26 protein-coding genes and 1 riboswitch are annotated in these 26,035 nt (G+C 73.3%); of the genes, 12 read left to right on the forward strand and 14 right to left on the reverse strand.

Translation table 11 applies throughout. From position 1 onward, the window contains the following. Window positions 1-80: 80 nt before the first annotated feature. The 9 genes from F7Q99_RS02390 to F7Q99_RS02430 all read right to left on the reverse strand — a co-directional run bounded on the left by F7Q99_RS02390 (window position 81) and on the right by F7Q99_RS02430 (window position 7,713). A complete protein-coding gene (locus F7Q99_RS02390; RefSeq protein WP_153459853.1) occupies window positions 81-1,127 on the reverse strand; it encodes a hemolysin family protein in 1,047 nt (348 codons plus the stop codon). Then, on the reverse strand, window positions 1,124-2,467 hold the full coding sequence (locus tag F7Q99_RS02395) for a hemolysin family protein (RefSeq protein ID WP_326846169.1): 1,344 nt from the start codon (window positions 2,465-2,467) through the stop codon (window positions 1,124-1,126). The genes F7Q99_RS02390 and F7Q99_RS02395 overlap by 4 nt, the downstream gene beginning before the upstream one ends. Before the next feature lie 281 nt (window positions 2,468-2,748). Then, on the reverse strand, window positions 2,749-3,186 hold the full coding sequence (locus F7Q99_RS02400) for a PH domain-containing protein (RefSeq protein ID WP_326846170.1): 438 nt from the start codon (window positions 3,184-3,186) through the stop codon (window positions 2,749-2,751). 122 nt (window positions 3,187-3,308) lie between these two features. Then, window positions 3,309-4,157: an ATP phosphoribosyltransferase gene (gene hisG, locus F7Q99_RS02405; protein WP_153459856.1), complete on the reverse strand. Its 849-nt coding sequence runs from the start codon at window positions 4,155-4,157 to the stop codon at window positions 3,309-3,311. 49 nt (window positions 4,158-4,206) lie between these two features. Beyond that, entirely contained in the window at window positions 4,207-4,479 is a 273-nt protein-coding gene (locus F7Q99_RS02410; protein WP_153459857.1) for a phosphoribosyl-ATP diphosphatase, read from the reverse strand. Between the two features lie 123 nt (window positions 4,480-4,602). Then, a complete protein-coding gene (gene ribH / locus F7Q99_RS02415; protein WP_153459858.1) occupies window positions 4,603-5,076 on the reverse strand; it encodes a 6,7-dimethyl-8-ribityllumazine synthase in 474 nt (157 codons plus the stop codon). Between the two features lie 62 nt (window positions 5,077-5,138). Beyond that, on the reverse strand, window positions 5,139-6,404 hold the full coding sequence (locus F7Q99_RS02420) for a bifunctional 3,4-dihydroxy-2-butanone-4-phosphate synthase/GTP cyclohydrolase II (protein ID WP_153459859.1): 1,266 nt from the start codon (window positions 6,402-6,404) through the stop codon (window positions 5,139-5,141). After that, a complete protein-coding gene (locus tag F7Q99_RS02425) occupies window positions 6,401-6,988 on the reverse strand; it encodes a nicotinamide mononucleotide transporter family protein (RefSeq protein WP_153465717.1) in 588 nt (195 codons plus the stop codon). The genes F7Q99_RS02420 and F7Q99_RS02425 overlap by 4 nt, the downstream gene beginning before the upstream one ends. A 56-nt stretch (window positions 6,989-7,044) precedes the next feature. Next, window positions 7,045-7,713 (reverse strand): riboflavin synthase, encoded by a 669-nt coding sequence (locus F7Q99_RS02430; protein ID WP_326846171.1) that lies wholly within the window; start codon window positions 7,711-7,713, stop codon window positions 7,045-7,047. Window positions 7,714-7,922: 209 nt separating this feature from the next. Continuing rightward, window positions 7,923-8,050, reverse strand: a riboswitch (FMN riboswitch). 265 nt (window positions 8,051-8,315) lie between these two features. On the opposite strand from F7Q99_RS02430, the gene F7Q99_RS02435 reads away from it, so the two are divergent. Next, window positions 8,316-8,564 carry an SCO4226 family nickel-binding protein gene (locus F7Q99_RS02435; RefSeq protein WP_153459861.1) on the forward strand — a complete coding sequence of 83 codons (249 nt, stop codon included), beginning with the start codon at window positions 8,316-8,318 and terminating at the stop codon, window positions 8,562-8,564. 75 nt (window positions 8,565-8,639) lie between these two features. On the opposite strand, the gene F7Q99_RS02440 is transcribed toward F7Q99_RS02435, so the two are convergent. Then, window positions 8,640-8,954 (reverse strand): antibiotic biosynthesis monooxygenase family protein, encoded by a 315-nt coding sequence (locus tag F7Q99_RS02440; RefSeq protein WP_153459862.1) that lies wholly within the window; start codon window positions 8,952-8,954, stop codon window positions 8,640-8,642. A gap of 117 nt (window positions 8,955-9,071) precedes the next feature. Between F7Q99_RS02440 and F7Q99_RS02445 the strand changes: the two genes are divergently transcribed. The 5 genes from F7Q99_RS02445 to F7Q99_RS02465 all read left to right on the forward strand — a co-directional run bounded on the left by F7Q99_RS02445 (window position 9,072) and on the right by F7Q99_RS02465 (window position 15,918). Continuing rightward, window positions 9,072-9,767 (forward strand): MSMEG_1061 family FMN-dependent PPOX-type flavoprotein, encoded by a 696-nt coding sequence (locus tag F7Q99_RS02445; protein ID WP_153459863.1) that lies wholly within the window; start codon window positions 9,072-9,074, stop codon window positions 9,765-9,767. Between the two features lie 113 nt (window positions 9,768-9,880). Continuing rightward, entirely contained in the window at window positions 9,881-10,297 is a 417-nt protein-coding gene (locus F7Q99_RS02450; protein WP_153459864.1) for an HIT family protein, read from the forward strand. A 140-nt stretch (window positions 10,298-10,437) separates the two neighbouring features. Then, window positions 10,438-11,490 (forward strand): serine hydrolase domain-containing protein, encoded by a 1,053-nt coding sequence (locus F7Q99_RS02455; RefSeq protein WP_153459865.1) that lies wholly within the window; start codon window positions 10,438-10,440, stop codon window positions 11,488-11,490. A gap of 221 nt (window positions 11,491-11,711) precedes the next feature. Further along, window positions 11,712-15,377 carry a SpoIIE family protein phosphatase gene (locus F7Q99_RS02460; RefSeq protein ID WP_195910979.1) on the forward strand — a complete coding sequence of 1,222 codons (3,666 nt, stop codon included), beginning with the start codon at window positions 11,712-11,714 and terminating at the stop codon, window positions 15,375-15,377. A gap of 124 nt (window positions 15,378-15,501) precedes the next feature. Next, on the forward strand, window positions 15,502-15,918 hold the full coding sequence (locus F7Q99_RS02465) for a nuclear transport factor 2 family protein (protein ID WP_326846172.1): 417 nt from the start codon (window positions 15,502-15,504) through the stop codon (window positions 15,916-15,918). Between the two features lie 64 nt (window positions 15,919-15,982). On the opposite strand, the gene F7Q99_RS02470 is transcribed toward F7Q99_RS02465, so the two are convergent. The 3 genes from F7Q99_RS02470 to F7Q99_RS02480 all read right to left on the reverse strand — a co-directional run bounded on the left by F7Q99_RS02470 (window position 15,983) and on the right by F7Q99_RS02480 (window position 18,836). Further along, complete coding sequence (locus F7Q99_RS02470) at window positions 15,983-17,050, reverse strand: S-adenosylmethionine:tRNA ribosyltransferase-isomerase (protein WP_153459867.1); 1,068 nt, start codon at window positions 17,048-17,050, stop codon at window positions 15,983-15,985. Continuing rightward, window positions 17,047-17,796 carry an SDR family NAD(P)-dependent oxidoreductase gene (locus tag F7Q99_RS02475; protein ID WP_153459868.1) on the reverse strand — a complete coding sequence of 250 codons (750 nt, stop codon included), beginning with the start codon at window positions 17,794-17,796 and terminating at the stop codon, window positions 17,047-17,049. The genes F7Q99_RS02470 and F7Q99_RS02475 overlap by 4 nt, the downstream gene beginning before the upstream one ends. Before the next feature lie 92 nt (window positions 17,797-17,888). Next, entirely contained in the window at window positions 17,889-18,836 is a 948-nt protein-coding gene (locus F7Q99_RS02480) for a pseudouridine synthase (protein WP_153459869.1), read from the reverse strand. 108 nt (window positions 18,837-18,944) lie between these two features. Here F7Q99_RS02480 and F7Q99_RS02485 point away from each other — a divergent pair, with 108 nt between their 5' ends. The 3 genes from F7Q99_RS02485 (at window position 18,945) to F7Q99_RS02495 (ending at window position 21,460) form a co-directional block, all read left to right on the forward strand. Then, the gene (locus F7Q99_RS02485) at window positions 18,945-20,036 is read left to right on the forward strand and encodes a PP2C family protein-serine/threonine phosphatase (RefSeq protein ID WP_326846173.1); all 1,092 of its coding nucleotides are present in this window, start codon (window positions 18,945-18,947) and stop codon (window positions 20,034-20,036) included. Window positions 20,037-20,141: 105 nt separating this feature from the next. Next, complete coding sequence (locus F7Q99_RS02490) at window positions 20,142-20,531, forward strand: DUF3224 domain-containing protein (protein WP_153459870.1); 390 nt, start codon at window positions 20,142-20,144, stop codon at window positions 20,529-20,531. 113 nt (window positions 20,532-20,644) lie between these two features. Next, window positions 20,645-21,460: a DUF5995 family protein gene (locus F7Q99_RS02495; RefSeq protein ID WP_326846174.1), complete on the forward strand. Its 816-nt coding sequence runs from the start codon at window positions 20,645-20,647 to the stop codon at window positions 21,458-21,460. Here the strand turns inward: F7Q99_RS02495 and F7Q99_RS02500 are convergent. Then, window positions 21,421-22,860: a GuaB1 family IMP dehydrogenase-related protein gene (locus F7Q99_RS02500; RefSeq protein ID WP_153459871.1), complete on the reverse strand. Its 1,440-nt coding sequence runs from the start codon at window positions 22,858-22,860 to the stop codon at window positions 21,421-21,423. The genes F7Q99_RS02495 and F7Q99_RS02500 overlap by 40 nt on opposite strands. A 280-nt stretch (window positions 22,861-23,140) precedes the next feature. Between F7Q99_RS02500 and F7Q99_RS02505 the strand changes: the two genes are divergently transcribed. The 3 genes from F7Q99_RS02505 to F7Q99_RS02515 all read left to right on the forward strand — a co-directional run bounded on the left by F7Q99_RS02505 (window position 23,141) and on the right by F7Q99_RS02515 (window position 26,017). Continuing rightward, on the forward strand, window positions 23,141-24,661 hold the full coding sequence (locus tag F7Q99_RS02505; protein WP_153459872.1) for an SDR family oxidoreductase: 1,521 nt from the start codon (window positions 23,141-23,143) through the stop codon (window positions 24,659-24,661). A 31-nt stretch (window positions 24,662-24,692) separates the two neighbouring features. After that, on the forward strand, window positions 24,693-25,145 hold the full coding sequence (locus tag F7Q99_RS02510) for a nucleotide triphosphate diphosphatase NUDT15 (RefSeq protein WP_153459873.1): 453 nt from the start codon (window positions 24,693-24,695) through the stop codon (window positions 25,143-25,145). Between the two features lie 218 nt (window positions 25,146-25,363). Continuing rightward, the gene (locus F7Q99_RS02515; RefSeq protein WP_153459874.1) at window positions 25,364-26,017 is read left to right on the forward strand and encodes an Rv1733c family protein; all 654 of its coding nucleotides are present in this window, start codon (window positions 25,364-25,366) and stop codon (window positions 26,015-26,017) included. Window positions 26,018-26,035: the final 18 nt, after the last annotated feature.

Consider the following 26,035-nt stretch of genomic DNA (forward strand, 5'->3'; position numbering starts at 1 on the left):
CCGGCGGGGAACGGCTGAACGCTCTGGGCGGAATCGCCCGTGGCGGACACGCCGTCGGCGAAACCGGGAACCCGGAGCCGTTACGCCACGGACCGGTGGTCCGGGTCGTGCATCTCGCCGACGAGCTCCTCCAGGAGGTCCTCCAGCATGACCACGCCGAGCGTGCGCCCGTCCTGGTCTAGGACCGCCGCCAGGTGGCAGGCCGCCCGGCGCATCGCGCCGAGCGCGTCGTCCAGCGGGAGGCCGCCGCGCAGCACCGTGATCGGGCGCCGCAGGCGGGCCGGGACGGGCAGCGACGGGTCGTCCACGTCGAGGATGTCCTTGAGGTGCAGGTAGCCCAGGTAGCCGTGGCCGGCCGGGTCGCCGTCGGTGACCGGGAAGCGCGAGAAGCCGGTGCGCAGCGCCAGCTCCCCGACCTGCGCGGCGGTCACCTTGGTGTCCACGGTGACCAGTTGCTCGGGCTTGAGCAGGACGTCGGTGACCGGACGGCGGCCCAGCGCCAGGGCGTCCTCCAGTCGCTCCTGGCGTTCCTCGTCGAGCAGGCCGGCGTCGCGGGAGTCGACCAGCAGGTACATCAGCTGCTCGGTGGTGAAGACCGACTCCACCTCGTCCTTGGGCTCGACTCTGAACAGCTTCAGCACGCCGTTGGCGAAGGCGTTCAGGAGGCGGATCACCGGGGCGAGCCAGCGGGCCAGCCGGTCCAGCGGCGGGCCGAGCCAGAGCGCGGCCCTCAGGGTGCCGGCCATGGCCATGTTCTTCGGCACCATCTCGCCCATCACCATGTGCAGGAACACCACGACGGCGAGCGCGATCCCGTACGAGAGCGGGTGCATCAGGTTGGACGGGATGCCGACGGCGTGGAAGGGGCCCTCCAGCAGGCCGGCGATGGTCGGCTCGGCGAGCGCACCGAGGCCCAGCGAGCAGACGGTGATGCCGAGCTGGGCGGCGGCGAGCATCGCGGAGACGTTGGACAGCGCGTGCAGCACGGTGCGGGCGCGCTTGTGGCCGGCCTCGGCGAGCGGTTCGATCTGGCTGCGGCGCACAGAGATGACGGCGAACTCGGCGCCGACGAAGAACGCGTTGCCGAGCAGCAGCAGGAGCGCGGCGGCCAGTTGGAGCGCGATCATCGGATGCCGTCCTCGTCGTCACCGGACTCCCGGCGTGCGGGGCTGTGTTCCACCCGGACCTTGCTGGTGCGGTGCCGGTCGACGGCCTCCACGGTGAACAGCCAGCCCGGCAGGTGGGCCTGCTCGCCCGGCTCGGGCAGCTTGCCGAGCAGGTCGGCGACCAGGCCGGCCAGGGTCTCGTACGGGCCGTCGGGGGCGTGCAGGCCGATGGCCTCCAGCTGGTCGGTCCGGACCCGGCCGTCGGCCTCCCAGACCGGCCGGCCGTCCGCCGGTGCCAGCGGGACCAGTTCGGGGGTGTCGGCCAGGTCGTGCTCGTCCTGCACGTCGCCGACGATCTCCTCGACGATGTCCTCGACGGTCACGACGCCGGCGGTGCCGCCGTACTCGTCGACCACGATGGCCATCGGCTGGAGCTTGCGCAGCCGGTCGAGCAGCCGCTCGGCGGGCAGGGTCTCGGGCACCAGCAGCGGCGGCGAGGCGAGCTCGCCGACCCGGACCCGGCCCCGGTGGACGGCCGGGACGGCCAGGGCGTCCTTGAGCGTGACGATGCCGGTGACCTCGTCCAGGCTGTCGGTGTAGACCGGGAAGCGGGACAGGCCGGTGGCCCGGGTCAGGTTGACCACGTCGGACGCGGTGGCGTCGCGCTGGAGGGCGGCGACGTCCACCCGCGGGGTCATCACGGACTCCGCGGTGAGCTCGCCGAGGCCGAGGGTGCGCTCGAACAGGGCGGCCGACTCCTCGTCTATCGCGCCGGCCCTGGCCGAGTGCCGGGCCAGCGAGACCAGTTCGGCGGGGGTGCGGGCGTGCGCCAGCTCCTCCTGCGGCTCGATGCCGAAGGCGCGGACCGTCCGGTCGGCGGCCCCGTTGAGGAAGCCGATCAGCGGGCGGCAGACCCGGGAGAACGTCATGTGCGGCGCGACGACCGCGCGGGCCACCTGGACCGGCCGGGAGATCGCCCAGTTCTTCGGGACCAGCTCGCCGATCACCATCTGCAGGACGGTGGCCAGCACCATGCCGACGATCACGGCGGTGCCGCGGGCGGCCGAGTCGGGCAGGCCGAGGCCGGTGAACACCGGGCTCAGCAGCGTGGACAGCGCCGGCTCGGCGAGCATACCGACCACCAGCGAGGTGACGGTGATGCCCAGCTGGGCGCCGGAGAGTTCGAAGGACAGGTGCCGCAGGGCCCGCGAGACCCGCCCGAGCCTGGCGTCCCCCGCCTCGGCGGCGCGCTGCACCGCTCCGCGCTCGACGGTCACGAACGCGAACTCGGCGGCCACGAACAGGCCGTTGGCGAGGATGAGCAGGAAGGCCGCGAACAGCAGCAGCCAGGCGGTGATCACAGTGCCGCCCGCCTTCCGGGCGTCGGAAGTGAGGCGGCGCAGGTACTACCGGACGGATCGTCCATCGAGGGGGAGTGTCACTCCTCAGGTCGCGTGCGGGCAGGACGGGAACTTTGCCCTGCTTTTACCAGCGTAGACCATAGCGGTTTCGACGGTAGGAGATGTGTTCGCCCCCGTTCGGCCGTCGAATCGCAGGCAACGGCCGGGCGCGGGGCTCATTCCCGGGGCCCGGTCCTGGGCTTGGGACCCGGGCTTCGGACCCGGGCTTCGGACCCGGGGTTTCAGACCTGGGCGTGGTGCTCGACGAGGTCGCGCAGGGCGCGGGCGTTCGCGATCGCCTGGGACTTGCCGACGCCGGACTGGATGCCGACCGCGGCCAGCGAGGTGCCGTCGGAGAGGTCGAGGGTGGCCCACGGGTCTCCCTGGCGGAAGTTGACCCGGACGATCTCGGCCCAGGCGAGCCGGCGGCGGCGGACGAAGTTGACCACCGTCACGCCCTCGGCGTCGGCGGTCACCCGCGGACGGGCAAGCATCAGACCGGCGCACGCGAACGCCACGCCGCTGCACACCATCATGATCCGGTCGTTGAGCTGCCAGTTCTCCGGGAGCGCGAGCGCCATCACGGCGAACAGCACCACGAGCAGCGCGCAGACCGGCAGCAGCACGGCGCGGGTACGGCGCGGGGCCCAGGTGACGGGGAGCTCGGCGGGCGTGGACACGTGGGGTCTCCGGTGGGGTGGTTCCAGGGAAGTTCCGGGAAAGGGCGGGGACGCCGACCGGCGTCCCCGCCCCATTCAACCGTTCCTTACTCGCGCGGCAGCACGCGAGGCTGCCCGCGAGGTCAGAGGCGGCAGGCGTGGATGTTGGTGACCAGGATGGCCCGGGCGCCGATGCTCCACAGGTCGTCCATGATCCGCTGGGCCTCCTTGCGGAGCACCATCGCGCGGACGGCCACCCAGCCCTCGGTGTGCAGCGGGGAGACGGTCGGCGACTCCAGGCCCGGGGTGAGCGCGACGGCGGCGCTGACCTTCTCGGCGCGGATGTCGTAGTCCATCAGCACGTAGCGGCGGGCCACCAGCACGCCCTGGAGGCGGCGCAGGAACTGCTCCACCGCCTGGTCGTCGCCCGCGCCCTTGGGGCGGATCACCACGGCGTCGGAGACCAGGATCGGCTCGCCGAACACCTCCAGGCCCGCGTTGCGCAGGCTGGTGCCGGTCTCCACGACGTCGGCGATCACGTCGGCGACGCCCAGCTGCACCGCGGTCTCCACCGCGCCGTCCAGCTTGGTGACGGTCGCCTTCACCCCGTGGTCGGCGAGGTGCTGCTCGACCAGGCCGGTGTACGAGGTCGCGATCCGCAGGCCCTCCAGGCCCTTCACGTCCTCGACGGCGACGCCCTCGGGGCGGGCGAAGCGGAAGGTCGACCCGGCGAAGCCGAGGGCGAGCACCTCCTCGGCGTCGGAGTGCGAGTCCAGCAGCAGGTCGCGGCCGGTGATGCCGATGTCCAGGCGGCCGGAGCCGACGTAGACGGCGATGTCGCGCGGCCGGAGGAAGAAGAACTCGACCTGGTTGTCCGGGTCGACGAGGACGAGCTCCTTGGGGTCCTTCCGCTGGCGGTAGCCGGCCTCATGGAGCATCTCCGCCGCGGGACCCGAGAGAGAACCCTTGTTGGGGACGGCGATGCGCAGCATGGGAGGTCAGTTCCTTACCTGTTGGGGAGGGTGTGCTGTTCGGACCGGATCAGAGGTACTGGTAGACGTCGTCGAGCGTCAGGCCGCGGGCGATCATCATCACCTGGAGGTGGTAGAGGAGCTGCGAGATCTCCTCCGCCGTCTGCTCGTCCGACTGGAACTCGGCGGCCATCCAGACCTCGGCGGCCTCCTCGACGACCTTCTTGCCGATCGCATGGACGCCCTGCTGGACGAGCTGCGCGGTGCGGGAGGACGAGGGGTCGCCGGTGGCGGCCTTCTGCTGGAGCTCGGCGAAGAGCTCCTCGAATGTCTTCGAAGCCATGATGGACCTCACCTTACGGTGTGCGGGCTGACCGGCGGTAAACGGTTCCGGACCGTGGACAGTCCAGTGGACGTCCACGGTCCGGAAGCGGTCCGGGAGCGGTCCGGAGCGGCTTCGCCGGCGTCAGGCGATCGCGCGCAGCACCGCGGCGGTGGCGACGGCGGCGGTGACGGCCTCGTGGCCCTTGTCCTCGGCGGAGCCCGGCAGGCCCGCGCGGTCGATCGCCTGCTCCTCGTTGTCGCAGGTCAGCACGCCGAAACCGACCGGGACGCCGGTGTCCACGCTGACCTGGGTGAGGCCGGCGGTGGCCGCCTGGCAGACGTAGTCGAAGTGCGGGGTGCCGCCGCGGATGACGACGCCGAGGGCGATGACGGCGTCGTAACCGCGGTCGGCGAGGCGCTTGGCGGCGACCGGCAGCTCGAAGGTGCCGGGGACGCGCAGGACGGTGGCCTCGGCGATGCCGAGCTCCTTGAGCGCGCGGTGGGCGCCGTCCAGCAGGCCGTTCATCACCTTGTCGTGCCACTGGGCGGCGACGACCGCGACCTTGAGGTCGGCGGCGCCGTCGATGGTCAGCTCGGGGGCTCCGTGGCCGCTCATGTTCTCTGCTCTTCCTGTAGGTGTGGGTCGGGTCCGGCTGTGGGTGTGGGACGGGTCCGCCGTCAGGAGCCGAGGCCGGGCAGGTCGTGGCCCATCCGGTCGCGCTTGGTGCGCAGGTAGCGCAGGTTGTGCTCGCCGGGCGCGATCTCGATCGACTCGCGCCCCTTGACCTTGAGGCCGTGCTCGGTGAGCGCGGTGAGCTTCTCGGGGTTGTTGGTGAGCAGGGTCAGCGAGCGCACCCCGAGGTCGACGAGCATCTGGGCGCCGATGCTGTAGTCCCGGGCGTCCGCGGGCAGGCCGAGATCGAGGTTGGCGTCGACGGTGTCCCGGCCCTGCTCCTGCAGCTCGTAGGCGCGCAGCTTGTGGGTCAGGCCGATCCCCCGGCCCTCGTGGCCGCGCAGGTAGAGCACCACGCCGCGGCCGGCCTCGGCGACCCGGCGCAGCGAGGCCTCCAGCTGCGGGCCGCAGTCGCAGCGCAGCGAGCCGAGGACGTCGCCGGTCAGGCACTCGGAGTGGACCCGCACGAGCACGTCCTCGCCGTCCGGCAGCCGTCCGTCCGGGCCGAGGCCGCCCGCCACCAGGGCGATGTGCTCGATGCCGTCGATGGTGCCCTTGTAGCCGACGGCGGTGAACTCGCCGTGGACGGTGGGCAGGGCGGTGACCGCGGCCCGGTCGACGTGCAGCTCGGTGCGGCGGCGGTAGGCGATCAGGTCCTCGATGGAGATGATCGCGAGGCCGTGCTCACGGGCGAAGGCGACCAGCTCGGGCAGCCGGGCCATGGTGCCGTCGTCGTTGACCACCTCGGCGATCGCGCCGGCCGGCGGCAGCCCGGCGAGCCTGGCCAGGTCGACGGCGGCCTCGGTGTGCCCGGGGCGGACCAGCACGCCGCCCTCGACGGCGCGCAGCGGGAAGACGTGCCCGGGGCGGGTGAGGTCGCCCGGCTCGGTGCCGGGCGAGGACAGCAGCCGGACGGTGCGGGCGCGGTCGGCCGCGGAGATGCCGGTGTCGACCCCCTCGCGGGCGTCCACCGAGACGGTGTACGCGGTGCCCTTGCGGTCCTCGTTGACCTGCGTCATCGGCGGGAGCTTGAGCCGGTCCAGCTCGTCACCGGTCATCGGGGCGCAGATCACGCCGGAGCTGTAGCGGATGGTGAAGGCCATCAGCTCGGGGGTGGCGGCGGAGGCGGCGAAGACGATGTCGCCCTCGTTCTCGCGGTCCTCGTCGTCGACCACGATCACGGCGCGGCCGAGGGCGATGTCGGCGATGGCCCGCTCGATCGGGTCGAGCACGAACTCGTCGGTGGGGCCGTCGGTCTGATGGGCGGTCATGCGGTGACTCCCTGCGGGACGGTGGCGGACTGGAGACGCGGCTCACGGGTGCTCAGCCACCAGGAGCGCAGGCCGAGCAGCACCAGGACGAAGTAGATCGAGTAGGTGAGGCCGGAGAAGGAGTAACCGCTGTCGAAGGCGAGCGGGACGCCGACCACGTCGACGGCGATCCAGGCGAACCAGAACTCCAGCCAGCCGCGCGCCTGGGCGACCATCGCGGCCAGCGTGCCGACGAAGATGTAGGCGTCCGACCAGGGGCTCCAGGACAGGTTGGGGTACGCCTGGAACAGCAGCGCCAGGCCGACCGTCCCGGCGGCGGTGCCGGCCACCAGGGCCGCGCGCTCGGGCCAGGTGGCGAAGCGGACGGCGATCGTGCCGGTGTCCCGGCGGCCGCGCTGCCACTGGGTCCAGCCCCAGGCGGCGGTGACGATGACGATCAGCTGCTTGCCGATCAGGCCCGGGACGTGGCCGCCCAGGTAGGCCGCGATCAGCACGGCGCCGGAGAGCAGCTGGACCGGCCAGCTCCACACCGAGCGGCGCCAGCCGAGCGCGAGGGCGGACAGGCCGAGCACGTTGCCGCACATGTCGGCCCACTTCACGTGCTCACCGAGGACGGTGAACGCTTCTCCGCTGAGCCAGCTCACTTCGACTCCGGGTGGTTGATCGGCAGGTTCGGCAGGGTGCGGGAGTCGAGGAGCCGTTCGACGTACTTGGCGAGGACGTCCACCTCCAGGTTGACGCTGTCGCCGACGGCCTTGGCGCCGAGCGTGGTCAGCGCGAGGGTGGCCGGGATCAGGCTGACGGTGAAGCTGTCGCGGGCCGCCTCGACGACGGTGAGGCTGACGCCGTCGACGGTGATCGAGCCCTTCTCCACCAGGTAGCGGGAGATGGTGTCCGGCAGCGAGAACCGCAGGACCTCCCAGCGGAGTTCACCGGCCGCGTCGCGCTCGCCGGGCTCGCGGCTCAGCAGCGTGCCGGTGGCGTCGACGTGCCCCTGGACGAGGTGGCCGCCGAGCCGGTCGCCGAGCGCCATGGCGCGCTCCAGGTTGACCGGGGAGCCGGGCTTCAACTCGCCGAGGCTGGAGCGGTGCAGCGTCTCGGCCATCACGTCGGCGCTGAACTCGCCGGTGCCGGCGGCCAGTTCGTCGGGGGTGTCGACGACGGTCAGGCAGACGCCGTTGACCGCGATGGAGTCGCCGTGACGGGCACCCGCACAGACCACCGGGCCGCGCAGGCGGATCCGCGAGGAGTCGCCGATCTCCTCGATCGACACGACCTCGCCGAGCTCTTCGATGATGCCGGTGAACACCCGGGTTCTCCTCGCGCTTGGGGCGCGGACTCCGGGGCGGCATAGGGAGATGACACGGACGGGCACCGGTGCACCGGCCGGCGGCACGACCCGTCGCCGGGGTGCCGAGGCCGCCGGGAAATCGCTCCCCCAGCACGGAAGCGCGTGCACTCCCGCCGTCCACCTGACCATGGACCACCGGGGCCCACGGGTACTGCTCTTCGTCCGCCCGCGCACGCCTCCCATCCGGACTTTAACCGTCGGTCCAGGAATTTCACCTGGTCAACCGGCCGCTGGCTGCGGACGGGTCGCGGACTGTAACCGCCGGTTCGGATTTTCACCGACCCCGGAGTGCGCTGAACGTCACTGCTGTTGCCGTCATTGTGCCACGGCCCGTGCTGGCCCAGGGAGAGGCTTTCGCTGTGGGCTGTTTCACGTGTGGGCGGGGAATGCCCGGGGCCGGGGCGGCCGGGTGGTGGCGCGGTGGTCGTGGGCGCAGGCTGGTGGTAGGGCCCGACCGTTCGAGCGGGTCGAGTACATGTCGAAGTCGAGCACGTGCCGAACATGCCGAGCGGGTCGAGGTTGTCGAGTTGTCGAGGCTGTCGGGCACGGAGGCGAGGGCGATGGCCAAGTTCATGGACGTCCACCACGGGATGACCGGGATCACCGACGAGCAGCTCAGGCAGTCGCACGCGGCCGACCTGGCGATAGAAGGCGAGGAGGGCGTGCACTTCGAGCATGCCTGGGCCGACCCCGAGTCGGGCACGGTGTACTGCCTCTCCGAGGCGCCGACCAAGGAGGCCGTGCAGCGGGTCCACACGCGCACCGGCCACCCCGCGGACGAGATCCACCCGGTGCCGCTCGCGGTGTGAGGCCCCGGGGATGCGGTTCGAACGGTTCGGAGCGTTGGTCCGCGTTCGGAGCGTTGGTTCAGGGGTGCGCGCGGTTCAGAGAGGTGCGGGCGCCGCGATCGGCATGAAGTGGGTGACCTCGGGCGGGTGTGCGAGATAGCGCAGCTCGCCCTCCGACCAGACCGGTCGGATCCGCCACATCGGCCCCGCGTACCCGCGCAGGGCCTCCTCGTCGCGCCACCGGCTGACCACGAGCACCCGGTGCCCGTCCTCGGTCACCGAGCGCAGCAGCTCGCCGCCCAGGCAGCCGTCCGTCCGCCCGAGCTGCGGGATGACCTGTGTCGTCAGCAGCGTGCAGAATTCCTCGATGTGCCCGGCCATGACCTGACCGGCCCAGATCCTGACGATCACGACCACCACCTCCCGTGGAAGCCTTTGGCCCCATTATCAGCGGAAAACCGCTGGTGGGGAGGGGTGCGGCCAGGTTGCCTCCTGGGCTGCCCCGACCCGCTCGGCTAGATTCCCGGTATGACCAGCACACCGGAAACTTCCGTTCCGTCAAACACCCTTCCGGACGGGCCCGGCAGCCTGTTCGCCGCGCTCCGGGCCGGGGCCGTGCGCACTCCGGACCAGCTGCGCGAGATCTACGAACACCCCGGGGACCGCGCCCGCCGCAAGCAGGTGGACCGCCTCCATGACGCGGCGCGGCAGCTGATCGCCTGCTCGTCGATGGTCTTCGTGGCCAGCTCCGACGCCGCCGGACGCTGCGACGTCTCCCCGCGCGGCGGGCCGGCCGGGCTCGTCTCGGTGCTCGACGAGTACACGCTGGCCATACCTGACGCCACCGGCAACAAGCGGCTGGACACCCTGCACAACATCCTGGAGAACGGCCGGGTCGGGCTGATCTTCGTCGTCCCGGGCCGGGACACCACGCTGCGGGTCAACGGGCGGGCCTGCGTGTCCACCGACCCGGAGCTGCTGCGGCAGCTCACCGCCGTCGGCAAGCCCCCGCGCAGCGCGATCGTGGTGGCCGTCGAGGAGGTGTACGCGCACTGCCCGAAGGCGTTCCTGCGCGGCTCGGCGTGGAAGCCGGAGAACTGGCCGGCCCAGGACGCGCAGCCGAGCTCGGCCGAGATCACGCTCTCGCACCTGCGGGACGACTCGCTGACCATCGAGATGATCGAGCAGGACGAGCGGGAGGCGCTGCTCCACCGCTACGAGTAGACGCCAGCGCACGGCCGGCGGCCTCGGGGACGTGGGATGTCCGGGATGCGGGATGTCCATCGCACGGCGTGCCCCTCCCGCACGGGGCGACGCCCGGCGGCTTGAATGGGCGGATGGACTGCGTCTTCTGTGCGGTCGTGGCGGGCACCGAATCCGCGCACCTGGTGCTGGACGACGAGGCGGCGGTCGCCTTCCTGGACCGCCGGCCGCTCTTCCCCGGGCACGTGCTGGTCGTGCCGCGGGCCCACCACCACACCCTGGCCGACCTGCCGGCGGCCGACGTGGGGCCGTTCTTCCTGCGGGTCCAGCGGGTGGCCGCCGCGGTGGAGCACGGGATGGGCGCGGCGGGCAGCTTCGTCGCGGCCAACAACCGGATCAGCCAGTCGGTGCCGCACCTGCACGTCCACGTCGTGCCGCGCAATCCGAAGGACGGGCTGCGCGGGTTCTTCTGGCCGCGCGGCAAGTACCCGGACGAGGCGGGCGCGGCGGAGGTCGCCCGCCGGCTTCGGGCGGCGCTCGAAGGTCTCTGACGGTCGGGGCGGCGCCCTGGTGTGCTCCGACATACCTCGCCGAACGTAGTGGGGCGTACTCCTGCGGGCGCAGGAGGCAGCCGCCGAAATCACCGTGCGGGCTGACGAATCCGCAGGTGGGCGCGCCTAGGCTCACTGCCATGAACGAACTCGCCTGCCTCGTCCAGCGGACCGCCGACCAACTCGCGGGCCGGCACGTCGGCGCGGTCGTCGCAGGGCTGGCCGGCGGCGCGGTGGAGATCCGCGGCGCCGGGCGCACCGGCCCGGGCGGCGGCGTGCCGGGGCCGCGCACGCTGTTCGAAGTCGGCTCCGTCACCAAGGTGTTCAGCTCGCTCGCGCTCGCCCGGCTGGTGCTGGCCGGCGCGGCCGAGCTGGACGATCCGGTCACCGCGCTGCTCCCCGACGGTGCCGCGGTCCCCGTCCGGCGCGGGCAGGCGATCACCCTGCGACACCTCGCCACCCATACCTCCGGGCTTCCCCGGCTGCCCCGGGGCATGACGGCTGCCGCCCTGTTAACCCCGCACAAGCCCGACCCGTACGCCCACTGCACCGCCGATCGCATCCTCGCCGGTCTCGCCCGGACCAGGCTGCGGGCCGTACCCGGGCGCGGTTTCCGCTACTCCAACCTCGGTGCCGGGCTGCTCGGTCTCGCCCTCGCCCACCGGGCCGGCACCGGCTACGCGGAGTTGGTGCGGCGTGAGGTCTGCGCTCCGCTGGAGCTCGCGGACACCGTGGTGACGCCGGACGAGGAGCAGTCCGAGCGGCTCGCCCACGGGCACACGGCGCGCGGGCGGGCGGTGCCGTACTGGAACTTCGCCGATCTGGGAGGCATGGGGGCGCTCCGTTCGACCGCCGCCGACCTCGCGATATTCGTGCGGGCCCAGCTGTCCGCCGGCCGCGAGCCGGACGGGCCGCTGGCGCCCGCGATATCGCTCACCAGGGAGGTACGGCACCGGGTCAACCCGTTCGCCTGGGTACACCTGGGCTGGCTCGCCCACCGCCTGCACACCCAGCAGGGCGGCCACCTCCAGATCTGGCACAACGGCGGCACGGGCGGGTTCCGGTCCTTCGTGGCCTTCGATCCGGAGAAGCAGGTGGGGGTGGTCGTGCTGGCCAACACCCGCCGGTCGCCCGACTCGCCCGGCACGGCGCTGCTGCGCACGCTGCAGAACGGGTTCGCGACGACGACGTAGGAGAGGTGAGGCATTGGCGGAACGATCCGGCGCGGGTTCGGGACGACCGGTTGGCCGCCCACCCCCACGCGAGCCGGCCACCGACCGCCACAGGCGGCCTTGCGGATCGTGAGCCGCCGAGGCCGGTAGGCGTACGGTGAGCGGTTCGGCGGGGCTGCGTGGGAAGATGGCAGGGCTGGTGGGAACGATCTCCGGACGGTTCTCTGGCCATGGTGAACGAGATGCAGCACCAGGGGGAGCCGCGGCAGGATGCCCTGTTGATGGTGCCGATCGCCACCGCGCTGATCGAGGCCGACGGGCGGATCCTGCACTGGAGCGGCGACGCGGAGGCACTGCTCGGCTACACCGCGGACGAGGCGATCGGCGCCAAGGCCGCCCAGTTGCTGGCCTCGGAGGAGCAGCGGCCCTATCTGCTGGAGCTCTTCCAGCAGATACTGGACGGCCGCGGCTGGTCCGGCGTGTTCGCGGTCCGGCACCGGGACGGGCACAACGTGAACCTGGAGTTCCGCACCCACCCGATCGCCGGGCCCGGCGGCAGCCCGCTGGTGCTGGCCGTCGCGTCCGACGTGACGACGCTGCGCCGGATCCAGGCGGACCTGGCGGTCCTCGACGGCTTCTTCACGCAGTCCCCGGTCGGGATGGGCGTCTTCGACCCCGACCTGCGGTTCGTCCGGCTGAACGAGGCGCTGGCCCGCGTCAACGGCCTGTCCGTGGACGCGCATCTGGGCCACCGGCTCACCGAGGTGCTGCCCGGGATCAACGGCGAGGAGGCCGAGGCGGTGATGCGCCAGGTGCTGGAGTCCGGTACGCCCGTGGTTGATAGCCGCTCGCACGGCCGCACCCCGCGTGACCCGCAACACGACCACGCCTGGTCGGCCTCGTACTTCCGGCTGGAGGACCCCGGCGGGCGGGTGCTCGGCGTCAGTTCGACCATCATCGACATCACCGAGCGGTTCCGCGCGGACGCCCGGGCTGCCAGGGCGCAGGAGCGGCTGGCCCTGCTGGTCGACGCGACGGCCTCCATCGGCACCACGCTCGACCTGCGACAGACCGCCCGGGAGCTGGCCGACGCCATGGTGCCCAGGGTGGCCGACATCAGCGGGGTGTTCGCCCTGGAGGCGCTGGTGGCCGGGCGCAACGTGGAACCGCCCGACCCGGAGGCCCCGCAGCTGGTGCGCCGCCTGGCGTTCGCCTCCAACGACCCGCTGTACCCGGCGGAGGCACTGCCGGTCGACACCGTCTACGAGCTGCCGACGGACTCCCCGTACACGCGGGCCCTCACCACGGGGCGGACGGTCGTGGTGCCGTCGTGGGAGCTGCCGCTGCTGAGCGAAGGCATCCCCGAGAGCCGCCGCCAGGCCTACCTCGGCGACCGGCCGCGCTCGGTGCGGATCACCCCGCTGGTGGCGCGCGGCACGACGCTCGGCATGATCGTGTACTCCCGGCGCGGTGCCCGCGAGTCCTTCGCGGAGGCGGACATCACCCTCGGCGACGAACTGGCCTCGCGCGCCGCCGTCGCGATCGACAACGCCCGGCTGTACCTGCGCCAGCACCAGACCGTGCTGGCCCGCCAGCAGGCACTGCGCGAGGCGAAGGCCGCGCAGGAGCGGCTGGCGCTGGTCAACGTGGCCTCCACCCGGATCGGCACCACCCTCGATCTCGCTCAGACCGCCCAGGAGTTGGCCGAGGTGGCGACGCCTCGGCTGGCAGACACCGTGGTCGTGGAGGTGCTGGAGGACCTGGTCCACGGCGAGCGCGAGGCCCGCCCCCAGCCGGACAGCTCGGCCGTGCTGCGGCGGATGGCGTTCCATTCGGTGCACGGCTCCACGCTGAAGCCGATCGACCGGCTCGGCGGGGTACACCGCTTCGTGCCCGGCTCGCCGTACGCGTGGTCCCTGGCGAACCGCAAACCGGTGCTGGTGCCGAGGATGGACGAGGCCGGCATGGCCTGGTTCGCCGACGACCCGGTGCGTTCGGCGGCGGTGCGGGAGCAGAACGTCCGCTCGTTCATGGTGGTCCCGCTGATCGCGCGCGGCACCCCGGTCGGCGTCGCGGGCTTCTACCGCACCCTCGTCGAGCGCCCGTACGAGGACGACGACCTCGCGCTGGCCGGGGAGTTGGCGGTGCGGGCCGCGGTGTCGATCGACAACGCGCTGCTGTTCACCCGGGAGCGCGACGCGGCCGCCGCCCGCCAGCGCGCCCTGGACGAGGCGTGGGCGGCGCAGCAGCGGCTGTCACTGCTCAACGAGGCCAGCAACCGGATCGGCACCACCCTCGATCTGCACCGCACCGCGCGGGAGTTGGTGGACGTGGTGATCCCCCGCTTCGCCGACTTCGTCACCGTCGACCTGCGTGAGACGGTGCTCGGCGGCGAGGAGCCGGGGCCCGTCCCGGACGACGGCTCGGTGCTGATGCGCGCGGTCGCGGTCGGCGAAGCGGCCCCGGACGGCACCATGACCGGCGCCGCCGACCAGGTCGGCGAGACCTCGCAGTCCGCCGAGGTGTACGCGCAGAGCCTGCGCACCCGGCGCTCGATCCTGATCGCGGAGGTGACCGAGGAGGAGCTGCGCCGGATCGTCGCCTCGCCCGACCGGGTGGAGCCGAGCCTGGCGGCCGGGGTGCACTCGTACCTGATGGTGCCGCTGGTGGCGCGCGGACTCGTGCTCGGCGGCACCGAGTTCGTGCGCACGCGCAACCCGGTGCCGTTCGGGCCGGCCGACCGTTCGCTCGCCGAGGAACTGGCCGCCCGCACCGCCCTCGCGATCGACAACGGGCGGCTGTACCGGCGCGAGCGGGACACCGCGCTCACCCTCCAGCGGAGCCTGCTGCCCCAGGAGATCCACCGCACGCTCGGCCTGGAGATCGCCTACCGCTACCTGCCCAGCAGCGTGGTCAGCGAGGTCGGCGGCGACTGGTTCGACGTCGTGCCGCTCTCCTCCGGGCGGGTCGCGCTGATCGTCGGCGACGTGATGGGCCACGGCATCCGGGCCGCCGCCACCATGGGCCAACTGCGCACCGTCGCCCGCACGTTGATCACACTGGACCTGGACCCGGCACGCGTGCTGCGCCGGCTGGACGAGGCCACCACCGCCATCGGCGAGGGCCAGTTCGCCACGTGTGTCTGCGTCGTCTACGACGCGGTCGACCGCCACTGCACCGCCGCGTGCGCCGGCCACCTGCCGCCGGTGGTGGCGGACCCGGAGGGCCGGGCCCGGCTGGTCGAGCTGCCGCCGGGCGTGCCCCTCGGCGTGGGCGGAGTCCCGTTCGAGAGCGTCGAGTTCACCCTCCCCGAGGAGGCCATCCTCGCCCTCTACACCGACGGGCTGGTCGAGCGCCGGGGCCGCGACCTCGACGAGGGCCTGCGGCTGCTCTGCCGCACGGTCGCCGACCGGCGCCGGTCGCTGGAGCAGACCTGCGACGCCGTCCTGGCCGAACTCACCGGCCGCACCGCCGAGGACGACATCGCCGTCATCATGGCGCAGGTCCGTCCGGCCGGCACCGACCGGATCGCGATCCTGCCGCTCACCGGCGACCACGCGATGGTCGCGCACTCGCGCCGGTTCACCCGCGAGACGCTCGTCGAGTGGGGGCTCGGCTCCCTGGCCGACTGGGCCGAACTGCTCACCAGCGAACTGATCACCAACGCCCTCGTCCACGCCGGATCACCCACCCAGCTGCGGCTGTTCTGCAACCGGATGCTGACCGTCGAAGTGGCCGACGAGGAGGGCGAGGCCCCGCGGATGCGGCGCGCCCGCACCGAGGACGAGGGCGGGCGCGGCATGCACCTGGTCAACGAGCTCGCCCACCGCTGGGGCAGCCGGCGGACCAAGGACGGCAAGGTGGTCTGGTTCGAGCTGGAGCTGCCGCCCGGCACCTCGTCCGGTTAGCGGGCGCTGCGACGACAACGGCCGGTTGTCGCTGGGGTGGTGCGGTTGTTGGCCGGGCGGGCGGCATGAGCGGTTACCTGGTGGCACGGCGGGACAAGCCCGCCGACCAACCGAAGGAGCCACCGTGAACCAGCTCGACCCGCGCACCGTCGTCACCGACTACGTCACCAACCTCGCCGCCGGCGAGCTGGACGCCGCCATCGCCCTCTTCGCCGAGGACGCCACCTGGACCTACCCCGGCGACCTCGCGCTGTCGCGCACCTGGCGCGGCAAGCAGGAGATCTTCGGCGACTTCCTCGGCCAGATCGGCACCCTCTTCGCGCCCGACGGCCTCCCGGAGATCACCCTCACCGGCGTCATCGCCGACGGCCCGCAGGTGGTCGCCGAGTGGACCACCGTCGGCAAGGCCGCGAACGGCGCCGTCTACGACAACCACTGCCTCGGCATCTTCACCGTCGAGAACGGCCTGATCACCGCCGTCCGCGAGTACCTCGACACCGACCACGTCGCCCGGACCCTCCTCGCCCCCGTTGCCGGCTGAGCGCGGTGCGGTCCGGCAGAGCGCGGTCGGCGCGACGGCCGGCAGCGGCCCAGGAGCCCACAGCTCAGTCTGGCAGGAGCAGGTTGACGTCGCCGAACTCGTGCCAGAGGTAGCGGTGGTGGACGGCCTCGCGGTAGCAGTTCGCCAGGAGCGGGCGGCCGGCGACGGCGGCGAGCAGGTGGAGGTGGGAGGCGCGGGGTTCGTGCCAGCCGGTGAGCAGGCCGTCGACGGCGCGGACGCCGCGGTCGGGGGTGATCACCAACTCCGTCCAGCCGTCCGCCTCGTGGACGGTGCCGCCCGGGTCGGTGGCGGACTCCAGGGCACGGACGACGGTGGTGCCGACGGCGATCACCCGTCCGCCGTCGGCGTGGACGTGGCCGACCAGGCGCGCGGTGGCCGCCGGGACGTGGAAGCGTTCGGCGTAGGGGGCCTCGTGGGCCTCCGGGGAGGCGACGCCGGTGTGCAGGGTGATCGGCGCGACCAGGACCCCGCGGCCGGCCAGCCGGGCCACCACCTCGGCGGTGAACGGGCGGGCGGCGCTGGGCATTTCACTGCTTCCGGGCACGGTCGCGAAGACCGTCTGGTAGGCGTCGATCGGCCAGTCGCGGTCCACGTAGCCGTAGCGGATCGCCCGACCGTGCACCGCCAGGTACGACAACAGCGCCGCGGGCAGGTCGAGTTCGGCGTACCAGAGGCGGGCGGTGAACGGCGCGGTCAGTCGCGCCGCGCCGCCGGCCGGCAGGCCCACCCGCAGGCCGGGGCGGGCCGGGGTGTCCTGCGGCGGGTAGTAGGCCGCCGCCTTCCCGGGGACGACCCGGCGCAACTCCACCAGGTGGGCGCCGCGTTGGTCGGGCTGGGCGGAGGAGAGGTGCAGCGCGACCGGGGTGCCGTCGGGCAGCCGGCCGGGTAGGGCGGCGGGGAGGGTGGCCGAGTTGTTGACCACCAGCAGGTCGCCGGGGCGCAGCACCTCGGGCAGGTCGGTGAAGCGGTGGTGTTCGGCCGTCCCTCGGTCGCGTCGGCCGACCAGCATCCGTACGCCGTCGCGCGCCTCGCCGCGCGCCTCCGCCGGTGCGCGGGCGGAGAGTTCGGGCGGGACGGTGATGTCGAGGTCGATGGTCGCCGGTGTGGTCATCGCCCACCCCGGGCCGGGGCGGCCAGGTCCTCGGCGCGGTAGCGGCCGGAGGGGGTGCGGTCGCGGAGCAGGCCGAGCAGGACGGGGGCCACCTCCTCGGGCAGCGGCTCGCCGGAGATGTCCTCGCCGGGGCTGGCGGCCTGGAGCATCCCGGTCCGCATGCTGCCCGGGTCGACGGCCCAGACCCGCACGTCCGGCTCCTCGCGGGCGAGGACGGCGGTGGCGAGGTCCAGGGCCGCCTTGCTCGCGCCGTAACCGCCCCAGCCGAGGTAGGGGACGACGGCCGCGTCGGAGCTGATGTTGAGGACGGCGCCGCCGTGGGCACGCAGCTGCGGCAGGACGAGCTGGGTGAGTGCGATCGGGGCGAGGGCGTTGACCTCGAAGGTCTCCAGGAGAGCGGGCAGCGGGACGTCGGCGAGCCGGGGCAGCGGTTCGGCCGTGGCGTCGTCGCTCCCGTTGAGGGTGCCGGCGTTGTTGACGAGGAGGCTCGCGCCGCCGAGCCTGGCGGCGGCCTCGGCGAGGCGGGCGCGGTGGTCGTCGTCGACGATCGTGCCGGGCAGCGCGACGACCTTGGTGACGGCGGCCAGACGCGCCTCGGCGGCGGCGAGTCCGGCGGCGCCGCGGGCGGTGATCACGAGCTGCCAGCCGTCGGCGGCGAGGGCCTCGGCGAGGGCGAGACCGAGGCCGCGGGAGGCTCCGGTGACGACGGCGACGCGGGCGGGGGCGGTGTGCTGTGCTGCGTTCATGGCCCCACGATCGCGCCGCCGGGCCGCCTGGCGGATCGGTCACCGGGACCGGGACCCGGTCGTCCGTTGGACCTAGTTCCCTTCTGCCGGCCCTACTTCCCCGCTGCCCAGCCCTCGGGGTCGGTCCAGGCGGCCAGGGTGCGGCGGCTTTCGAAACGGCGCTCGCGGCCGGTCAGCGGGTCGGTGAACTCGACGACGGAGGCCAGCAGTTGGAGCGGGTGGCGGAAGTCGTCCGGGGCCGGTTCGGGCAGCACCACGGGGTAGACCGGGTCACCGAGGATCGGCACGCCGAGGCCGCTCATGTGCAGCCGCAGCTGGTGGGTGCGTCCGCTGAGCGGGCGGAGCCGGTAGCGGGCGAGGCCGTCGCGCCGCTCGACCAGGTCGATCCGGCTCTCGCTGTTCGGCGGGGCGTCGATCTCGCCGGCGGCGATGACCCCGCGCTCCTTGACGATGTGGCTGCGGACGGTGCGCGGGAGGTCGAGCGCCGGGTCGTAGGAGGCGACGGCCTGGTACTCCTTGCGGACCAGCCGGTCGCGGAAGAGGGTCTGGTAGGCGCCGCGGTCCTCGGGCCGCACCACGAACATCGCCAGGCCGGCGGTGAGCCGGTCGAGCCGGTGCGCGGGGCTGATCGCGGGCAGGTCGAGGGTGTGCCGCAGCCGGGAGAGCGCCGTCTCGGCGACGTGCCTGCCGCGCGGGGTGGTGGCCAGGAAGTGCGGCTTGTCGACGACCACGAGGTGCTCGTCCCGGTACAGCACCTCCAGCTCGAACGGGACACGGACCTCGTCCGGCAGGTCCCGGTGGAACCACAGGTGCGCGCCGGGCCGGAACGGCGCGTCGGGCGCGACCGGCCCGTCCTCGCCGACGATCTCCCGCCCGCGCAGCGCCGCGTCGATCCGCTCGGCGGCCACCGCGGGCAGCCGCTCCGCCAGGTAGGAGCGGACGGTCGGCCAGGAGCCCTCGGTCGGCAGCCGCAGGTGCACCGGATCCACGCCGTTGCGCTGCGGGAGGGGGGATGCCGGGCGGCGGCTCTTGCGTCTCATCTCGCGGCCCAGCCTAGCCGGGGCCCGCCCGGTGCCGTCCTTCGAGGTGCCGCCGCTGGGGCGCGCAGGGAGAGTGGACGGGAGGCCCGCTCCAGCCAGGGAGGACGTGTGAGTGCCGACGGCCCGGACGGTGTGCCGCCGCTGCACCTTCCGCGGCGCACCCGGCTGCTGCTGTACGGCGCCCTCGTGCTGCTGGTCGGCGCCGTGGTGGCCGATCTGGTGACCGGCCCCGGGACGACCCTCTCCCCCGTCCTCGCGGTGGCGCCGGTGCTGGCCGGCGCGGCCACCCGGACGGCCCGGGTGCCGCTGCTCGCCGGGGGGCTGGCCGTGATCGCGGTCGGGCTGCTGGAGTCCACCAACACCGACCTGCCGACCGAGGTGCACGTCACCGCGCTGATCACGGTGCTCGCCGCGACCCTGGCCAGCGCCGCCAACGTCGTGCTCGTGGCGGCCAGGGAGCGGGAGCTGTTCCAGGTCCGGACGGTGGCCGAGGCGGCGCAGCGGGCGCTGCTGCGCCCGCCGCCGGAACGGATCGGGCCGCTGCGCCTGGCCGTTCGGTACGTCGCGGCGGCGGCGGAGGCGCGGATCGGCGGAGACCTGTACTCCGTCGTCGAGACCCGGTTCGGTGTGCGGATCCTGCTCGGGGACGTGCAGGGGCACGGCCTGCCGGCGGTGGAGACGGCGGCCGACGTACTGGGGGTGTTCCGGGAGGCGGCGCGGACCGAGCCCGATCCCGGCCGGCTCGCGGAGCGGCTGGACGCGGCGCTCACCGCCCGGCCGGGCGACGGGCGGTTCGCCACCGCGCTGCTGCTGGAGGTCGCACCGGGCGGCCGGGGGCCGGTGACCATCGTGAACTGCGGCCATCCGCACCCGCTGCTGCGCCGCGCGGGCCGGGCGAGCGAGCTGGAACCACCGTTCCCGGCGCCGCCGCTGGGCCTGCTCGGACTGGCCGACGGCGGCTACCCGGCGAGCCTGTTCGAACCGCGACCGGGCGACCTGCTGCTCCTCCACACGGACGGCGTCTCGGAGGCCCGGAACGCCGAGGGCCGGTTCTACCCGCTGACGCAGCGGCTGCCGGGCCTGCGCACGAGCAGCCCGGCGGACCTGCTGGACGAACTGCTCGCGGACGTCGACGGCTGGGTCGGGGGCGCCGGGCTGGCCGACGACGCGGCGCTGCTAGCGATCCGCTGGGAGCTGTGAGGGATCACCGCGGGGGCGATTGTCAGTGGCGTGTGCAAGGCTCTGTCCACGGCCGACGGGGGGTGCCGGCCGCGGACACGATCGTCGAACCGAGGGGACGGGGCCATGGGGAGCAAGGCGAGCGGGGCGTTCGAGGTGACCGGCTTCGAGCCGGTGGAGACGGAGGAGCGGACGGACGCGCCGTTCGGCCGCATCAGGATCTCCAAGACCTTCACGGGCGGGCTCAGCGGTACGAGCGAGGTGCGCATGCTGTCCGTCGGGGATGCGGCGGGCGCACCGGCGTCGTACGTCGCGGTGGAGCGCGTCACCGGCGAGCTGGACGGGCGGAAGGGCTCGTTCGTGCTGCAGCACGCGGCCTGGGACACCAGCGGCGTGACCATACGCGTGGTGCCGGGGACGGGCGCGGGCGAGCTGGCCGGGCTCACCGGGGAGTTCCACCTGGCCGTCGACGAGGCCGGCAAGCACACCTACGTCCTGGAGTACGAGCTGGGCTGATTCCCCGCCGACCTGGCCGGGGTCACCTTGTCGGCCGCGCGCCGCGCCCGCCGGGCGGCCGTCCGCGCTGCCACGATGATGCGATCAGTGCGATCGACATCGGAGAGTGGCCCATGCCCGATGCGGCGGCGGCAGCGGACGGTGCGGTGGACACGGTCGACGACGTGGTCGGCCGGTTGCGGGAGATCGGGGCGGGCCTGCCACCGGCGGACGGGGTGGCGGTGTTCAACCGGGCCTACCTCACCGTCACGGAGGCGGTCCGCGACCGGCTCTGCGGCCGGTACTTCGCGGATCCGACGGCGATGGCCGAGCTGGACGTGGTGTTCGCCGGGCGCTACCTGCTCGCGGTGGGCGCCGCCACGGCCGGGCGGGAGCCTCCCGCCTGCTGGCGGCCGCTGTTCGAGCTGCGCGCCCACGCCGGGGTGCACCCGCTGCAGTTCGCCCTGGCCGGGATGAACGCCCACATCGAGCACGACCTGCCGCTCGCCGTCGTCGACACCTGTGACCGGCTCGGCTGCGAGCCGGGCGACGTCGAGGCCGACTACCACCGGATCAACGGTGTGCTCGCCGAGGTGGAGGCCGCCGTCCGGGAGCAGCTGATGCCCGGGCCGGATCTGCTGGAGCGGGTCGAGCCGCTCACCCACCTGCTCGGCGCCTGGTCGGTGGACGCTGCCCGGGAGACGGCATGGTCCGCCGTCCGGGCGCTGTGGGAGCTGCACCGGGTGCCGTGCGCCGAACAGGCCTTCGCCGCCGCGCTGGACGGCTCGGTCGGGCTGCTCGGCCACGCGCTGCTGCTGCCGCTCGGGCTGCACCCCGGCCACGTCGCGACGGCGGCCGGCCGGCTCCCCGGGGCGAGGAACCGGCCGGCCGCCGAGGACGGTACGGGTGATCAGGCCCAGCTGGAGTGCAGCGGCTTGCCCTCCGCGTAGCCGGCCGCGCTCTGAACCCCGACGATCGCCTTCTCGTGGAACTCCTCCAGCGTGCTGGCGCCCGCGTAGGTGCAGGAGCTGCGCACGCCGGCCACGATCGAGTCGATCAGGTCCTCGACGCCCGGGCGGGCCGGGTCGAGGAACATCCGGGAGTGCGAGATGCCCTCCTCGAACAGCGCCTTGCGGGCCCGGTCGTAGGTGGAGTCCTGGGCGGTGCGGTTGCTCACCGCACGGGCCGAGGCCATGCCGAAGCTCTCCTTGTACTGGCGGCCGTCGGCGGCGGTCTGGAGGTCGCCCGGGGACTCGTAGGTGCCGGCGAACCACGAGCCGATCATCACGTTGGACGCACCGGCGGCCAGCGCCATGGCGACGTCGCGCGGGTGCCGGACACCACCGTCGGCCCACACGTGCTTGCCGAGCCGGCGTGCCTCGGCGGCGCACTCCAGGACGGCGGAGAACTGCGGGCGGCCGACGCCGGTCATCATCCGGGTGGTGCACATGGCGCCCGGGCCGACACCGACCTTGAGGATGTCGGCGCCCGCCTCGACCAGGTCGCGGACACCGGCGGCGGAGACCACGTTGCCGGCCACGATCGGGACCTGCGGGTCCAGGCCGCGCACCGCGCGCAGCGCGTTGATCATGTTCTCCTGGTGGCCGTGCGCGGTGTCCACCACCAGCACGTCGGCGCCGGCCTCGACCAGGGCCTTGGCCTTGCCGGCCACGTCGCCGTTGATGCCGACGGTGGCGGCGATCCGCAGCCTGCCGGCCGCGTCGACGGCCGGGGTGTACAGGGTGGCGCGCAGCGCGCCCTTGCGGGTGAGGATGCCGACCAGCCCGCCCTCGGCGTCGACGACCGGTGCGAGCTTGCGGTGCGCGTCGGAGAGCTTGTCGAAGGCGGTGCGCGGGTCGATGCCCTCGTCCAGGAGCAGCAGGTCGCGGGACATGACGTCGGCGAGGCTGGTGAAGCGGTCGACGCCCTGGCAGTCGGACTCGGTGACGACGCCGACGGGCTTGCCGCCCTCGACCACGACGAGGGCGCCGTGCGCGCGCTTGGGCAGCAGGGACAGCGCCTCGGCGACGGTGGCGCCCGGGGCGAGGGTGATCGGGGTGTCGTGCACCAGGTGGCGCTGCTTGACCCAGGAGATGACCTCGGCGATGACCTCGGTGGGGATGTCCTGCGGGATGGCGACCAGGCCGCCGCGTCGGGCGACGGTCTCGGCCATCCGGCGGCCGGCGATGGCGGTCATGTTGGCGACGACCAGCGGGATGGTGGTGCCGGTGCCGTCGTTCGAGGAGAGGTCGACGCCCTGCCGGGAGCCCACGGCGGAACGGCTGGGGACCATGAAGACGTCGTCGTACGTCAAGTCGTACGAGGGCTTGAGGTCGTTCAGGAAGCGCATGAAAGGGGGCTCTCTGGCTGGGAGAAATTACACCTCGGGTGCGGTTGCGGCAGTGCCGCCGGGCGCACTCGGGCGCCCGGCACCCAACGTTCGATTCTCCGCGACGGTGGGGGCAAAAGCCAGTTCGAGGGCGATTGCTGGCACTGCACACAAACCAAGATCAATGCTCCGCGCGTAGACATGGAGGATCCTCCAAAAGTCCCGGTTTTCGCCCTGGCCCGGACCGCTCCCGTAGCATTCACGCGGTAACGGCGAGGCGAACGGGAAAGCGACAGCGGGCATGACGGCGGGCACGGGGATCGACACGGACATCGAGCAGCACCAGGGCAGCGAGGGCTGCGAGGAGGAGATCGACTACGGTCCCGGCCTCGACCCGGAGCGCCTGAGGCTCTGCCTGGAGGTGCTCGCCGAACTCGACGAACTGCACGTCGACCACCCGGACGCGATCACCGTGCGCAAGGCCGTCGGCGGCATATTCCGCACCCTCAAGCAGCGCCGCCGCCAGGAGACCCGGGCCCGCAAGACCGCCAACGACCGCGCGGTCACCGCGCGCACCGCCACCGGCGCCCCCACCCGGATCGACGACGAGACGGCCGGCGCCTTCGGCCTGACCACCGTCACCACCACCGAGATCGCCGGCATCCTGGAGCGGCCCCGCTCCTGCTACATCTGCAAGGGCCGGTACACCGAGGTCGACGCCTTCTACCACAACCTCTGCCAGCGCTGCGCGGCCCTCAACCGGGCCCGCCGGGACGCCCGCGCGGACCTCACCGGCAAGCGCGCGCTGCTCACCGGTGGCCGGGCCAAGATCGGGATGTACATCGCGCTGATGCTGCTGCGCGACGGCGCCCACACCACGATCACCACCCGCTTCCCCAACGACGCCATCCGCCGCTTCAAGGCGATGCCGGACAGCGCCGAGTGGATCCACCGCCTCAAGATCGTCGGCATCGACCTGCGCGACCCGGCCCAGGTGATGGCCCTCGCCGACGAGGTCGCCGCCGACGGCCCGCTGGACATCCTGATCAACAACGCCGCGCAGACCGTCCGCCGCCCGCCGGAGTCCTACCGCGAGCTGGTCGCCGCCGAGTCCGCGCCGCTGCCGGCCGGCGAGCTCCCGCAGGCCACCACCATCGGCCGCTTCGGCAGCGGCAGCGTCGACCTGCCCGCCCTCCCCCACCAGGCGAGCGGCGTCGAGCGGCGGATGGCCGCCGAGGACGTCACGTCGCTCGCCCTGGTCACCGGCTCCGCCACGCCAGCCCGCATCGCGGCCGGCACCGCGATCGACGCCGGCGGTCTGGTGCCCGACCTCGCCGACACCAACAGCTGGGTGCAGACCGTCGAGGAGGTCGGCCCGATGGAGCTGCTGGAGGTCCAGCTCTGCAACTCCACCGCGCCGTTCATCCTGATCAGCCGGCTGCGCCCGGCGATGGCCGCGTCGCAGTCCCGCCGCAAGTACGTGGTCAACGTGTCCGCGATGGAGGGCGTCTTCTCCCGCGGCTACAAGGGCGCCGGCCACCCGCACACCAACATGGCCAAGGCCGCGCTCAACATGCTCACCCGCACCAGCGCGCAGGAGATGTTCCAGACCGACGGCATCTTGATGACCGCCGTCGACACCGGCTGGATCACCGACGAGCGCCCGCACCCGGACAAGATGCGCCTGGCCGACGAGGGCTTCCACGCCCCGCTCGACCTGGTCGACGGCGCGGCCCGGGTCTACGACCCGATCGTCCGCGGCGAGCAGGGCGAGGACCTGTACGGCTGCTTCCTCAAGGACTACGAGCGCGGCAACTGGTGAGCCCGGTGACCATCGAGAAGGAGATGGCGAGTTGACCACCGCACCGCTGATCGGCGCCGGCGTCATCGTGCCCACCGGGGACGGCCGGGTGCTGATCGGCCGCCGGACCACCGCCGGCGAGCCGCCCACCTGGAGCCTGCCAGGTGGGAAGGTGGACGACCCGGGCGAGTCCTTCGAGCAGGCCGCGGCCCGCGAACTCGCCGAGGAGACCGGGATCGTGCTGCCCGCCGACGAGATGCGGGTGCTCGCCGTGCTGCTCGACCACGAGCTCGGCCGGCCCCGGCTGACCGCCGCCGTGCTGGCGCCGCCGAGCCTGGCCGATGCGGTCGTCACCGAGCCGCACGCGTGTGGCGGCTGGGAGCGTTTCCCGGTGGACGCGCTGCCGGAGCCGATGTTCTACCCGTCGGCCCTCGTCCTCGCGGCCTGGCTGCCGGGCATGGACGGCGTCCGGCGGGCGGGGACGCACGCCTACCGGCTCGGCTGAGGCCGGGACCTGGGCCGCAACCGAGGCCGACAACGCGCCTTCGCCTGGACACTTCTAGGGCACTACCGAGCGTTTCTGACGATATCTCAGCTCTAACTGCGGCCCCGCGCCAGCCCCCTGTTGCGCACTCTTGTGCCCGACCGGCCGTCGGGTGGACATTGTGTGACGGAAAGCGGCTCACCACCGCACCGCCTCAACGCCTTTGAGGAGCCGTCATCGTGTCCAGCCGCCCGCGCCCGGCCCGGCCCACGTCGCTCCCACGGCGAGCCGGGCGCCAGCTGCGGCGGGCCCTGGGCGCCCGGCACGAGCCGCTGGCCCGGCCGGTCGACCGGGCCCGCGCCCGGGCCTGTGCCCTCTCCGCCCTGGGACTGCTGCTCGCTCTCGTCCTCTCCGCCACCGCGGCCCTGCTCAGCTACCGCGCCGCCGCCCCTGAAGCCGACGCCGAACGCGGGCGGCTCCACCAGGTGGATGCCACGGTGCTCGGCACCTCCCAACACGCCGCCGCCGGGGGCCGCCTCGTCGCCGGGTTCGAGAACGGTGTCGACGCCGAGGCCTCCTGGACCCACCCCGCAGGACGGCCACACACCGGCGTCGTCCAGGCACCCCGCGAGGCCACCACCGGCACGGCCGTCCGCATCTGGGTCGACCCCGCCGGCGCCGTCGCCAGGCCCCCGCTCGACCGCTCCGCCGTCGCCGTCTCCGCCGCCTGCACCGGCGCCGGCGGCCTGCTCGCGCTGGCCGCCCTCGTGGTCGTCGGCCTCCGGCTCCGGCTCCGGACGCTCGACCGGCGGGCCGAGGACTCCTGGGCGCGCTCCTGGGCCCTGCTCGAACCGCGCTGGAGCGGCCGGGCCGGCCAGCGGCACGAGGACTGAAGACGGGGACCGAAAACG

Origin of the sequence: Streptomyces kaniharaensis, from assembly GCF_009569385.1 — a bacterium.
GTDB classification, from domain to species: domain Bacteria; phylum Actinomycetota; class Actinomycetes; order Streptomycetales; family Streptomycetaceae; genus Kitasatospora; species Kitasatospora kaniharaensis.